12 protein-coding genes are annotated in these 13,637 nt (G+C 43.8%); 4 read left to right on the forward strand and 8 right to left on the reverse strand.

Features of this window, described 5'->3' with window-relative positions:
* Positions 1 to 13 precede the first annotated feature (13 nt).
* A complete protein-coding gene (locus tag LCM20_RS03940; protein WP_225194120.1) occupies positions 14 to 1,075 on the reverse strand; it encodes a TIGR00341 family protein in 1,062 nt (353 codons plus the stop codon).
* 56 nt (positions 1,076 to 1,131) lie between these two features.
* On the opposite strand from LCM20_RS03940, the gene LCM20_RS03945 reads away from it, so the two are divergent.
* Genes LCM20_RS03945 through LCM20_RS03955 form a run of 3 tightly spaced genes read left to right on the forward strand, consistent with a single transcriptional unit; the run spans position 1,132 to position 4,843 of the window.
* Positions 1,132 to 2,613 carry a spore germination protein gene (locus LCM20_RS03945; RefSeq protein WP_225194121.1) on the forward strand — a complete coding sequence of 494 codons (1,482 nt, stop codon included), beginning with the start codon at positions 1,132 to 1,134 and terminating at the stop codon, positions 2,611 to 2,613.
* Complete coding sequence (locus tag LCM20_RS03950) at positions 2,610 to 3,716, forward strand: GerAB/ArcD/ProY family transporter (protein ID WP_225194122.1); 1,107 nt, start codon at positions 2,610 to 2,612, stop codon at positions 3,714 to 3,716. Before LCM20_RS03945 ends, LCM20_RS03950 begins: the two co-directional genes overlap by 4 nt.
* On the forward strand, positions 3,713 to 4,843 hold the full coding sequence (locus tag LCM20_RS03955) for a Ger(x)C family spore germination protein (protein ID WP_225194123.1): 1,131 nt from the start codon (positions 3,713 to 3,715) through the stop codon (positions 4,841 to 4,843). The genes LCM20_RS03950 and LCM20_RS03955 overlap by 4 nt, the downstream gene beginning before the upstream one ends.
* A gap of 76 nt (positions 4,844 to 4,919) precedes the next feature.
* Here the strand turns inward: LCM20_RS03955 and LCM20_RS03960 are convergent, their stop codons facing one another.
* From LCM20_RS03960 to LCM20_RS03990, 7 genes are all read right to left on the reverse strand, one after another.
* Positions 4,920 to 5,750 carry an aldo/keto reductase gene (locus LCM20_RS03960; protein WP_225194124.1) on the reverse strand — a complete coding sequence of 277 codons (831 nt, stop codon included), beginning with the start codon at positions 5,748 to 5,750 and terminating at the stop codon, positions 4,920 to 4,922.
* Positions 5,751 to 5,777: 27 nt separating this feature from the next.
* On the reverse strand, positions 5,778 to 8,051 hold the full coding sequence (gene helD, locus LCM20_RS03965; protein WP_225194125.1) for an RNA polymerase recycling motor HelD: 2,274 nt from the start codon (positions 8,049 to 8,051) through the stop codon (positions 5,778 to 5,780).
* A gap of 199 nt (positions 8,052 to 8,250) precedes the next feature.
* Positions 8,251 to 8,604 (reverse strand): hypothetical protein, encoded by a 354-nt coding sequence (locus tag LCM20_RS03970; protein ID WP_225194126.1) that lies wholly within the window; start codon positions 8,602 to 8,604, stop codon positions 8,251 to 8,253.
* A 5-nt stretch (positions 8,605 to 8,609) separates the two neighbouring features.
* Positions 8,610 to 9,035, reverse strand: a complete 426-nt coding sequence (locus LCM20_RS03975; protein ID WP_225194127.1) for an ATP-binding protein — start codon at positions 9,033 to 9,035, stop codon at positions 8,610 to 8,612.
* A 170-nt stretch (positions 9,036 to 9,205) separates the two neighbouring features.
* Complete coding sequence (locus tag LCM20_RS03980) at positions 9,206 to 9,508, reverse strand: STAS domain-containing protein (protein ID WP_225194128.1); 303 nt, start codon at positions 9,506 to 9,508, stop codon at positions 9,206 to 9,208.
* Entirely contained in the window at positions 9,483 to 10,922 is a 1,440-nt protein-coding gene (locus LCM20_RS03985; protein WP_225194129.1) for a methyl-accepting chemotaxis protein, read from the reverse strand. Before LCM20_RS03985 ends, LCM20_RS03980 begins: the two co-directional genes overlap by 26 nt.
* A gap of 167 nt (positions 10,923 to 11,089) precedes the next feature.
* Positions 11,090 to 12,163, reverse strand: coding sequence for an undecaprenyldiphospho-muramoylpentapeptide beta-N-acetylglucosaminyltransferase (locus LCM20_RS03990; RefSeq protein WP_225194130.1), 1,074 nt, complete (start codon positions 12,161 to 12,163; stop codon positions 11,090 to 11,092).
* 110 nt (positions 12,164 to 12,273) lie between these two features.
* On the opposite strand from LCM20_RS03990, the gene LCM20_RS03995 reads away from it, so the two are divergent.
* The gene (locus LCM20_RS03995; protein ID WP_225194131.1) at positions 12,274 to 13,623 is read left to right on the forward strand and encodes an MATE family efflux transporter; all 1,350 of its coding nucleotides are present in this window, start codon (positions 12,274 to 12,276) and stop codon (positions 13,621 to 13,623) included.
* Positions 13,624 to 13,637: the final 14 nt, after the last annotated feature.

A 13,637-nucleotide genomic window follows, 5' to 3' on the forward strand; every position in this document is an offset into this window, starting at 1 on the left:
CATTCTTTTTCAATTAACCGAATATGCTCCACCCTTTTCCGAGAAGAATGACTGCGACAAGAACAAGGATTATAATCGTCACAAACATAATCGATAACGGTCTCGAAACGTTCGCCCTCTTCACTTCCTCCCATCTCACAGGACGTATGCCACTTATCGAGAAAATAGAAGCCGCGGCAAGCAGGATGGACATGATATTCACCGTCACCAATAAAAAAGCGCCATAGGCAAACTCCCAATTTTGATTCCCCAAAGACATTCCCATGGCAACAGTTGGCGGAAGTAAGGCAACAGCCACCATCACTCCTACTAAGTTGCCGGACAAGCGGTTTAAGAAAGCGAGCGCACCCGCTGCTCCTGATGCTACTCCAAGAAACACATCCACGACGGTCACCTTTGTTCGATCCAAATATTGATCTGTATCCGTCCCCATATCAAAGAAATAGCCGAACACCACAGAAATAATGGCCACAATCGCAATGCCATAAAGGGACGTGACAATCGATTTCCCTAACAATTTATAGTCTCCGAGGATTGAAGCAAAGGCAATGGCGATCACAGGTCCGATCATAGGTGCAATCACCATTGCTCCAATGACTACGGCTTCACTATCCTTCAAAAAACCTACTGTTGCCACGATAGCCGATAAAATAATAAGGAGGGAGTAATTCCATGAAATGTGGCTGTTTTTCTCTACGGCATTCAACAGTTCGTGCCGGCTGGCTCTTCTTAACCTTGCCTTTTCCTTCTCTTTATCTTTCTCTGCCTCTTCTTTCAGCTCATCATGAATGGTTTCCTTTGATAAGTAAGTTTGCACCGGAAATAATAACGTCTCAAACCCATCGACTACATTCGAGACTTCCTCCAAATAGTTCAAAATTTTTTCGGCGTGGCTCGTCTTTACTAAGATTCGAACGAGCATCCGTTCCTTAGATTCACTTGAGGTCCAGTAAGACTGGTGATCGAACTGCTGAAGCTTTTCATTGATCGATTCGAAATGTCGATCAGGAATGTACACTTCTATTAATTGCAGCGACATAACAACCCCTTCTTCCTTCGAAATTCGCTTATTCATAATGTCCCCGTTTCTCCACATACTATTTGTATCGAGCTGAGGAGGAGGGATACATAATGAACACTCACATTCCAACAGAGAAGGATATGTACATCGAAGAACTGAAAAGGCGGTTTAATCAGAGTCCAGATTTAATCTGTAAAGAAATTCAGATCAGACACCAGACCATTGTCATTCATTTTGTAAATTATCAAGTAAGAAAGGACCTTGTAGAGCGTGACCTTCTGTATCCCTTAACAGGTCGTAATAGAACGTGGTCGCTTGAGGAGTTGAAGAACAAAATCCCCCTTGCATCATCAAAAGGGACAGATAGTATGGAGAAGATCACAAAAGAGCTGATCCATGGAAGTGTATCTGTTTATTTGGAAGGGGAACAAGAAGTGGTTCTGTTCGCTCTTCCTAATCAGGAGCATAGAGCTTTAAATCGCGCCGAAACGGAATCACTTGTATTCGGTCCACAAATTGCTTTTACCGAATCACTCATGACGAATTTGAATGTCGTGAGGTGGAGACTGGATACCGATGATTTAGTCGTCGAAAAAGTGATTGTAGGCGAAAGAATCAAATCAGAAGCGCGTTTGATTTACCTGAAGTCCCTCGCAAACGACACGAACGTACAGACGATGAGACAGAGAATGGAAGATTTAGAGGTTGATGAAGTCGAGGATACGAGCGTACTTGCGCAGCTTATTGAAGATTCATCGAGCACTGTTTTCCCACAGCTGATTACAACGGAACTTCCGGACAGGTTCTGTAATTCTATATCTAAGGGACGCGTCGGCGTCCTACTTGATAAAAGCCCGACAAGCCTGATTGGTCCTATGAGTTTGTTTAATTTCTTTGAATCAACAGAGGACTTGTATATGAGATGGAACATGGGGACGTTCATTCGGATTTTACGTTTATTCGCGATGGTTCTATCCATTATATTAACCCCACTCTACGTGGCTGCTCTAACGTATCATTATGAAATCATCCCTTCCTCACTGCTCATTTCTCTCGGACAATCCAGAGCTACAGTCCCATTCCCCCCTGTTATTGAAGCCCTCTTACTAGAGATGCTCATTGAGTTTCTACGAGAGGCAGGGGCAAGGCTTCCAACCAAAGTCGGACAGACGATGGGTATTGTAGGTGGTATTGTCCTTGGTCAAGCGGCGGTGAAAGCTGGATTTACGAGTAACATCCTCATCATTATCATTGCTCTCAGCGCATTGGCTTCATTTACTGCGCCGAGTTACTCGATGGGGTCTGCCATAAGAATCATACGTTTTCCCGTCATTATTCTGGCAGGCGCATGGGGATTGATCGGAATCGTATTTGCCATGTGTTTTCTCGTCCTGCATTTATTAAAGCTACAATCACTTGGACGACCTTACCTTGCCCCTGTGTACCCATTGGAATGGAAAGACTTTAACGATACGATCTTTAGGACCACTCCGCAACGAAATGACCGACGACCCAATTACATTATGACGAAAGACCACTTCCGGTTTAATGAGAAGAAAGCCAAAAGACATAAAGATGTTGATCCATCATGAACATCAATCTATCTGTATCAAAAGCGGATTCCGTAAGAGCTTTCTATTTGTTCTTTATCGTTCATACGATTCAAATCGGCTCGGGACTAATGGGGGTCCCGCGCGTTCTCTTTTTAGAAGCAGGTCACGACGCATGGATTTCCATTCTACTCGGAGGACTGTACCTCCACTTTATTGCATGGATCATGTTAAGGATCTTGGGACACTATGAGAACGCAGATATCATCGGCATTCAACATGATGTGTTTGGAAACATTCTCGGTAAAATAGTCAGTAGCGTTTTCACCATCTATATTTTCTTAATTCTATTGACCGTCATCAAAAACTATATCGAGGTCGTTCAAGTATTTATTTTCCCTGAAATTCCGACCTGGCTCATGGCTCTCTTCCTTCTGTCCCTTATGGTGTACGGGGTGCTAGGAGGACTGCGGGTGGTAATTGGAACGAGCTTCATTTTCTTCTTTCTGACGATATGGCTCGTCTTTACCATCTATAAACCCATCACCTATATGGATGTAGGACACTTCCTCCCTGTCTTTCAGTCGAGCCCTATGGAGATATTAGAGGGAATGAGAATGATGACGTACACTGTTCTAGGAATGGAGGTGCTGTTCTTCGTTTATCCTTTTATCGAAAATAAGAAGAAAGCTGCACTCCCAGTCCACCTAGCCCTTGTATTGACGACATTTCTCGTTCTACTGGTGACCGTTGTATCCATTGGATACTTCAGCGCCCATCAGTTGAAGGAAACGGTTTGGGCAACGCTTGCGCTTTTCAAGATCATTCACTTCTCCATGATCGAGCGGTTTGACTTTATCGCCGTATCCCTGTGGATGATGGTCGTGCTCCCGAATATTGTGATGTTCTGCTGGATGCTTCAACAGTCTTTGAAGCGACTGTTTCGCATACCAGAGAAGAAAAGCATGTACGGCATTGTTGTCCTAATTTTTCTCGGGTCCATTTTGATTGAATACCGGCTCGATATTAACCGACTAACCGATGTAACTTCCCGACTGGGATTCTACCTCGTATTTGTCTATCCGGTTTTCCTTTACCTTGTTCTGGTCACTAGAAATTGGTGGAGAAAGAGGCGTTCAACATGAGGCTTATTATCATTGCGATCACAACGATGCTGGTCTGTACAAGCTGCATCCCAAAGAGTCATATTGAAAAGCTCGGCATCATCACCTCCGTCGGCTATGATGCGATAGAAGATGAAATGGTTGAAGGTACACTGGTCGTATTTCAATTCGATCCGACAACCTCGAAAACGTCTCAGATTATTTCAAGTAAAGCCGAAACGTCAAAAGGGATTCGGTATGAAGCGAATCGCCTGACAAGTCACCGTCTCGTATCCGGGCAAGTTCGGTTGGAGGTTTTTGAAGACGAGTTGGCAGCCAAGGGAATGAAAAAATATATGGATACCTTGTCTAGAGACGCTAAAATATCTGACCTAGGCTACCTTGCCATCAGCGACATTCCAACAAAAGAATTGATGAGTTCCGACCAGTCCGAAGATTCCCCGAACATCGGCATTTACTTGCAGAGCCTGATCGAGAAGAGTATCAAAAATCACATGATCCCGGATTCTGTTCTGACTGTATTTTTAAGGGACGTTCAAGATTTCGGCATCGATCCTGTCCTGCCGATGTTATCCATGAACGGTGATAAGCCCTATATTAAAGGCTTAAGTCTCTTTAAGAAAGATAAGTATGTTTCAACCCTTAGCGAAGAAGATATTTATCATTTGATGCTTTTAAGACAACGATCAAAGGATACCGAATTCCAACTAGACCTCGACTCTGAAGCATTTAAACCTTATTACAAAGACGAAAAAGACGATGTGAACAGAGGATCGCTGCACGTCTCGTTGAATGACTTGAGTAACAAAACAACGATTCGATCTGTAAACGGAGACTTCCTTCAGCAAAAAGTGGATATAGAAATCGAAGGACGACTGCTTGAAATTACGAAAGAAGTCGACTTAAAGCAGCCAGATGTCATCAAGACCATTGAAAATGAAATAGAAAAACAGCTGAAGGTAAGGCTCCAAAGACTCATGGATCAGCTGAAAGAGGACGGGGTAGACCCTGTCGGCTTCGGAAAGAAACACAATGAACGAAACCGTAAGCACCAGTTGACAGAAGAAGAGTGGAGAAAGCAAATACCAGAGATGAACGTTGAATTTAACATCCATATGAAGCTGCTTCGGTACGGAACTTCTGAATAAGTAACGACACCGTGAACATGACTAAACCCAAACGATGCTAGGTTCAGCCTCGTTTGGGTTTCTAAATGAATAAAGCTTATGCTTCATAATCGAATTCATCCGGGTGCTTCCCGATTCTTTCACCTGTGTGGAGAGCATTGATCTCTTCCACTTCCTCAGCTTTCAATTCAAAATCGAACAAATCAGCATTTTCCTCCTGACGGCTCTTGTTGGAGGACTTAGGAATCACCACGACGTCATGCTCTAAGTGCCATCTTAAGATGATTTGAGCGGGTGATTTCCCATATTTGTCCGATAACTTCTTTAAGACTGGCGCATCGAAATACTTTCCACGACCAATTGGCGCCCAGGCCTCTACTTGAATCTTATGTTCTTTACAATATTCCATCAGTTCTTTTTGATAAATACGCGGATGGAGTTCCACCTGATTGACCATCGGCTTGATTTCAGCTGTGTTCATCAGCTCGTCCAAGTGATGTTCCATAAAGTTGCATACGCCGATGGCTTTGACGCGTCCATCCCGGTAGAGCTTCTCTAGTGCCTTCCAAGTCTCTGTATACTTCCCTGGCACCGGCCAGTGAATGAGGTAAAGATCTAAGTAATCCAACTGAAGCTTTTCCATACTTCGCTCAAAGGCATCGAGGGTTTCTTCATACCCTTGTTCGTCGTTCCAGACTTTCGTCGTCACGAAGATGTCTTCTCTTTCGACCTTACTTCTCTTCAAAGCATCGCCTACACCCTTCTCGTTCTCATAAAAAGATGCCGTATCAATATGACGATAGCCAAGATCCAGTGCAGACAGTACGGCATTGATCACCTCTTGGTCATCATTCATTTTGTATACGCCAAGCCCTACTTTAGGCATATTTGTTCCATTTTGAAGAGTAAAGCTGTCTATAGCTGTCATTTTCCATTCACTCCTTCTTTATCTCTCTCATTTTTCTTTACCCGTATCTTTCTGTTTCTCAAACCATGAGGACGACGTCTCCTCAAGCAGAAAGTCCTCCGGGCGTGAACCAATCATGTAGAGCTTGTGCAAAGGTCGCGTCATAGCGACATACAACAGTTTGACGTCCAACTCATTGAGCGTATAGGGGTGCTCGTCCGTATATAAGAAGACAACATCGAATTCGAGCCCTTTAGCAAGGTAAGCTGGGACAATCATCCGCTCCCCCATCTCCTGATGCTCATCCATTTTCACGAACCCAAGCTCTACAGGAAGAGCCGCATCAAGCTGCTCCGCTTCCTGACTGGTTTTCGTAACAATCGCCATTGTTTTCATCCCTGCTGCTTGAAGGTGAGTAATCATTTCCTCTCTTCTGTCTTCCCACACTTGAATGGGAACGAACATCGGCTTTTCACCATGTCTGACAACAGGCTCAGCCTCAGGGAGATTCTCAGGCATTTTTTGTAGTTGTTCATTTGCAAGGTCCATTATTTCAATGGTCGTTCGATACGTCTTCTGAAGCGTCAAGTACTGAGCCTGATGGAAGATGTCGTCGATCAGCACTTCCCAGTTCTTCAATCCTCGATACTGGTAGATCCCCTGTGCGAGGTCTCCGACAATCGTAAATAGATCCGTATGAAGAGCACGTCTCAAGCTATAGATTTCTAGAAAGCTGTAGTCCTGCGCCTCATCAATGACCACTTTCTTCGCTTGATCATCCCGGTCGAGACCTGTTACGAAAGAGTGCAGGTATAAAATGGCCGCTAAATCTTCCGCACTCCACCGCTTTTTTTTGAACTGCTCGATCGATTCCGCTTGTACCTCCCTTAAGTCATCACGATTCTCTGCAGTCAGCCCTGCAAACAATTGATCGTCAAACAACTCACGGTAAAGGTCTGCTGCCTGATGTTTTGGATACTGCTTCATACATCTTTGTACCGCATACCTGGCTTCTTTCTTGATTTCTTCAAGCCGTTCTTCTTTTCTTGTAATTAAAAAACTCACACGCTTCTTACGTTTGTCGGGATCCCGCATTCCATACAGCGCTTTGTCCAGTTCTTCGTCGTACTTGCTGGCCATTTTCGTCAAGATTTCTTTCTTCTTCCGCCGAAGCTCACTACGGAGAACTTCCTTGATTTTCTTCACTCTCGTTTGATACGGAAAATAGCTGTACTCTTCGTAGAATAATCGATTGATGGCTTTCGGTGATTTTATTTTGAACCCGGCAAGCGTGAGTCCCTCTGTTACTCGATACGTTTTCTTGATGTGCTTTAGATATCGATCAAGTACGTTCTTAAATTCTTTTGACCCTTTGTACTCTGCTGCTTGAAGAGGCTTGTTCTTACCTGTCTGTTCAACGGCTTCCATCAGAACTTGATGCTGACTGACGACCGGCCAAGTAAGTCCGACTACTTGCTTGACGAAATCCTGATAAGTGGATTGTCTAGAGCGCTGAACCCCAAGCTCGGGAAGCACCTCTTCTATGTAGTGGATGAACAGACGGTTTGGTGCGAGGATTAGCATTTCTTCGGGCTTGAAGACTTCTCTCATCGTGTACAGAAAATAAGAGATCCTGTGAAGTGCAATGGTCGTCTTACCACTTCCTGCTGCTCCTTGCACAATAATGGGCTTTCTCAAATCTGCACGAATGATCCTGTTCTGTTCTTCCTGTATGGTCGCTACAATCTCAGTCAGGCGATTATCAGAGTTTTTGGCAAGCGAATCCTGAAGGAGGTCATCCTTCGTTGTCATATCAATATCTCTGAAGTCAATCAGTCTGCCTTCGTCCATTTCATATTGACGCTTTAAAGATACGTTCCCCTCATACGTTTCCCCATGGGCAACATAGCTGACGTCTCCTAGGCGACCTTCATAATAGACGTTCGACAACGGAGAGCGCCAATCCAAAATAATCGGTAGCTGCGTCTCACGATCGAATAACGACGTCTTGCCGATATAAAACGTTTCTCGATCTGGTTTTTCTTTTCTATGAAAATCAATGCGGGCAAAATACGGTTTGTTTCGTAGATGAGTGAGGCTCTCGAGCTGGTCTTTCGACATCTTCATGAAATTAGCATGAGACAACATTTCTTGATAGCGTAAGCTACTATCTTTGAAATCGAGGCGGGCTAATGTATCTTCTTGACGCTTCTTCAACTCTTCCTGTCCAGAGTGTTGCGCAGCTATCAATTGATCCATATAAGCCTGCGTAAAAGCCAGTCGTTCTTGTTCCTGTGAGAATTCGTTCTTGTGGTCCGTCATACTTCATCCTTCTCCCTTCAAGATGATGGAAATGACGATGAGGTTTAGCCCCTCATGTGGCTCGTTTCAAAGCAACGATAATAAAAATACCACACAGAATCTGTAAACGCAATGAATAAGACAGCCCTTTCATATGATAAATTCATCAGAGCTTTCACCATACAAAAAAAAGAGTACTGACCTCTAGCATCAGCACTCTTCATTGTCTTGGCTTATTCTCAATATACTTAGGTAAACGTACTTCAAAAACGAAAAATGAAAAGACTCTTAGAACGACTGGGTATAAAGCCAGTAATCCTAATAGATCACCAATTCCACCGAGAAGATCCGTCGTCCACATCACAATGAATAGAACGAGCATCAAAATCACGCTTACAAGTCCCGTCCGACCATTGACCGGATTCCAAGTGCCCGCAATGGTTTTGGCGTCTCTTTCCAGTAACTCGAAACAACGGTAATGGAAAGGACGAACACGGAACCAATTAGAAGCGGTGACGAGCTCATCTCTGTCTCTAATTTCTTTATAACAATACCGACAACGATTTGTTTCCACTGCATCTACCCCTGGTTTTGATATTTTTTCATGAGCAAACACTCATTTCCCTTTTTATTATATCGTAAACTATCCATAACTCTAAGCAATAAGATAATTCCACGACCAGGCTCTTCTAATTCTTCCATACATGGAAACCAATGTCTCATATCGTTGTGGCATTGATATTTCTGCCAGTCAAATCCTTCACCCTGATCGGTAATTCGGACAACCATTCGAGAATGAAGAAAGTTGACTTCCACTCTGATGGAACGATCATCAGACTCCTCATGACCATGCCTCCAGGCATTTACAACTGCCTCCGAAATCGAAGCTTCAACAAGAAGCTGATCGGAACCGAAGCCTTCTACCAAGTAAGGATAGTAGTCCTTACGAATGTTTTTTATCTCTTTTGGGTTGTTGATGTATCGCACAAATGATGTTTTCGTCATTCAACCACTCCTCTAGGGAACAGAATTAAGATTCGTCGCTTTAGATTGCTATCACAACAATTAGTTGTGGATACGACTTTCCTATTCCCTAAAAGCAGCGGAACTAAAAGGAATCGAAAGAAAAATAGATACCGCGACAGCATTAGTCATTTTTCGCGCGGAAGACATGTTTATCTCCACTGAAAGGAGGGCTTTAGCCTCGTCAATTGGAAAAGTTCTTGAATTGAATCTGAAGCTCCTTCAATGCTGACCGTGCCATTCGCATCATTGGTTCTTTTCTTTAAGGTTACGATGACACCCAAACCAGCACTGTCTAAAAACGTCGTATTTGTAAAGTCGAGCCTGAAATCAGCATAGCCATCTGCAATGCAATCCAGAAATTGTTCTCTCAAATCAGTTGATGCCTGCACCGTGACTTCTTTCGGAATCTTTAACTGTACTGTAGAATTATGACGCTTTACTTGATTTTTCATTCTTCTCCCTCCTGTCTACTTGAAGCATCGGTTCTATTGGGTCCCTGTGACCTTCTGTTTCAAAAACCGCGACTTCATCATGGAGGTGTGTAGCCATATCGCTCATTTGCTCTGAAGTACCGGATATATTGGAGATCGCTTCCTGAACTTCAATCATACTGCCATTAATTTGCGCGGAAGCGTTTCCCGTTCGGTCGATAAACGTACCCAAACTCCGAATCAAGCCAATAATATCTTCGCTTGTTGCCACTTTTTCATCCGTAACTTCTTTGATCTGCTCCATGTGAGAGACGGAGGCTTTAACAGAATCCTCGATGGTCTCCAATGCCCTACCCGCCTTCTGAACAGATTCCACTCCTTCATCGACCAACCTGGAACTTTCATCCATTTCAAATGCAGCCTGATTTGTCGTTTTCGTGACAGCTTGTACAATAGCCGACACATTCTCCGCTTCTTTATTCGATTGCTCAGCAAGCTTACGGACTTCATCCGCCACTACGGCAAAGCCTTTCCCAGCTTCTCCCGCCCGCGCTGCTTCAATGGCTGCATTCAATGCGAGTAAGTTGGTCTGATCTGAGATGTTCGATATGGTGTCTACAATTGAGGTGATTTGATTGGAGTAATCGTTGAGCCGCTCCACCTGCTCCTTTGAAGCGATGTTCTGGTCCCGTATTTCGGTCATTTTCTCAATGACATTTTCTACTGATTGACGTCCCTCAGAGGTCGTCTCAATAGACTGGTTGGATGCTTGCATGGATTGCTCTGCTTTTTCCTGGGCAATTTGAATAAGCGAAGAAAGCTCCAGTAAACTCTGTGAGACTTCCTGAACCGTTTGCTCCCCCTGCTCTGCCAGCCTCTCCAATTGTTTTCCTTGTTCAAGGACCCCACTGGTCTGACTGTTCACCTCTTCTGTTGAAGCCGAATTCTCTTCGGAGATGGCGGCCACAGCTTCCGTCGATTCTCTAAAGGTATAAATCACGTTGTGTAACTTATGATTCAGTTGATTCAGTGTTTTTGTCAACTGTCCTAGTTCATCGTCCTGCTCCAGGTCAATTTTTCTGGAGAGGTCAATCGTATCACCGTGCATCTCACTTACTTCCGTACTTATGTATCGAAGAGGTTTCGACACATATTTCTTGATGCCGTACCCAACGAACGCAATCATGATGATTAAATTTATGACTATAGTAAAATAGGTTTGTAGAAATGCCACAGATGTTGAACCAAATACATCCAATATGCCTGAATTGAATAATCGTCTTTGAAGATAGGAAATAGGAGTACCCATCAACAAATTAAAAATAGTCGCTGCAAATACGATGAGCATCAGCTTCTTTGCAATCGTCATCTGCATCTTACTCTGCTTGAATTTCAAAAAGCCATCACCCTTCCCTGGGATATTTGAATCCTTCATAGGTATTAGCCCTAAAGTCTCACCCCTAAACCTTGTTTTATTATTCTCAAAAACCAAATCGATAAAAATGCGTTCATGGCATGGTTTTAACAACACGTGGCAAATAGACACATACATCTTTCAAACATAAAAAAAGCAGCCGTTTGCTCCAAACGGCTGCTTTCCGATTACTTTTTCTCTTCTTCTTGAATGATGTCGATCACTTTTTCTTTCGTCTTCTCACTCTGGTAGTTCTTCATATTATCCAGAAACTGATTTCTATCCTTCATAAGCTTCTGAACATCTTCAAGGAGACGGCTCCCTGTCAGCTCTTCCTCTTCAAGCTTCATGGCATATCCCTGCTTGACGAAGGAATCGGCATTTAAGATCTGATCTCCTCGACTGGCCTGCCGGGATAGCGGGATCAGAAGCATCGGTTTCTTCAATGCAAGGAACTCGAAAATGGCATTTGATCCTGCCCGTGAAATAATATAATCTGTTGCCGCAAATAAATCTTTCAACTCATCACTGACGTATTCGAATTGAGCATACCCTCTACGGTTGATCGAGTCATCCAGCTGACCTTTCCCGCAGAGGTGGATAATCTGAACTTGTTCAAGCAGTGAATCCAGCTGAGACCGAACCGAGTCATTGATCTTCTTCGATCCCATACTTCCGCCCATAATCATGACCACCGGTTTTTGTTTGTGGAACCCACAAAAGGACAGTCCTTCCGAACGACTGCCTTCGAACAGCTCCTCTCGCACCACTGCACCGATGTGAACCGACTTTTCTTTCGGGAGATAGTTCATCGTCTCTGGAAATGTAGCCAATATTTTTTTAGCAAACGGAAATGACAGCTTATTCGCAAGGCCGGGGGTGTAGTCTGATTCATGAATCACAGTCGGGACTCTTTTCAACTTTGCAGCTGCTACAACCGGAACAGATACGAAGCCACCTTTCGAGAAAATGACGTGCGGCTTACGCTTTCCGATAATCCTCATTGCCTGCCACATTCCTTTTAACACTTTAAACGGGTCTTTCACGTTTTCTTTCGATATATACCGTCTTAATTTACCCGTGGAAATGCTATGGTATGTCACGCCGTTAAGCGGCTCGATCAGCTGCTTCTCTATTCCATCATAGGAACCTATATAGTCTATCTCGTAACCTTTATTTATAAACTCAGGAATCAAGGCAAGGTTTACAATCACGTGCCCTGCCGTGCCTCCTCCTGTAAAAAGAATCCGCTTCTGACTCATTTGTTATTCAACGTCCTTTCTCTGATGCACCAAAGTAGGTATGATGGATGTAGTGTGCTATAATCCTCGTATTCCTCTAAAGGAATTGTAACAGAAAAGGAAGATGGTTTATGTATCAAACTTCATCGATTAGGCAAAAAATAAAATTATTCAGTGTCATCCTGTTCCCTATCTTAGTCACTCAACTGGGAATGTATGCGATGAACTTTTTTGATACAGTGATGTCGGGTCAGGCGGGCCCGGATGAGCTGGCTGGTGTAGCTATAGGCTCAAGCATCTGGCTGCCTGTTTTTACTGGACTGAACGGCATCTTAATGGCGATTTCCCCTATTGTGTCTCAATTGAAAGGCGCAGGAAAAGACAAAGAAATTCCCTGGTCGGTCAGACAAGGTCTTTATTTATCCGTCGCACTTGCCCTATCCATCGGTTTATCCGGATACTTCTTACTTGATCCTATTCTTTCTCTTCTTAATATCGAATCGGGTGTAAGAACAGTCGCTAACTATTATCTAATCGCGCTCGGAACTGGGATTGTCCCATTATTTGCGTTCAACTTACTGAGGTCATTTGTAGATGCACTAGGCCTCACCAGAATATCTATGGGGATCATTCTCCTTACGTTACCTGTCAATATCGTGTTCAACTATATGTTTATATTCGGCAAGCTCGGAGCACCGGAACTTGGGGGAATCGGAGCAGGCGTCGCATCCTCTCTTACCTATTGGTTTTCACTCGTCGTCTTAGTTGCGACGATCCGGAGAAATGTATCACTCAGACGATTCGGTATATTTACAGCGTTCCCGAAGCCGTCACTCGGAGAGTGGTGGGAGCAGTTGAAGATCGGAGTCCCAATTGGATTTGCCATTTTCTTTGAGACAAGTATTTTTGCAGCTGTTACGTTCTTTATGACCGCTTACGATACATACACGATTGCCGCCCACCAGGCAGCGATTAATTTCGCTTCATTCCTTTATATGATTCCGTTGAGTATTGCCTTCACGCTGACTATCGCTGTCGGTTTTGAAGTCGGGGCGAAAAGGTACAAGGATGCTCGAACCTATTCCTACATGGGAATCAGTCTTGCTGTATTGATGTCGATACTTGCAGGATTAACACTCTTCATTTTCGATGATTCTGTTGCCAGACTTTACAGCGCAAACCCAACGGTCATCGAGCTGACGAAAAACTTCATTTTCTTCGCAATTTTCTTCCAGCTGTCCGATGCGGTCGGCGCACCTATACAAGGTGTATTAAGAGGGTATAAAGATGTAAACATTACACTCGTGATGGCGTTCGTTTCCTACTGGGTCATCGGTCTACCGAGCGGTTATCTGCTCGCTAACTATACATCTCTCGGACCTTACGGGTACTGGATGAGTCTGATTATCGGTCTTACTGCAGGTGCGATTACTTTGCTGATCCGTATGCTGCATTTACAAAAACGAAAAATCGCAACGTGAGAAAAGCCGACAAG

Source organism: Halobacillus litoralis (genome assembly GCF_020171725.1).
In the GTDB taxonomy this organism is placed as follows: domain Bacteria; phylum Bacillota; class Bacilli; order Bacillales; family Halobacillaceae; genus Halobacillus; species Halobacillus litoralis_F.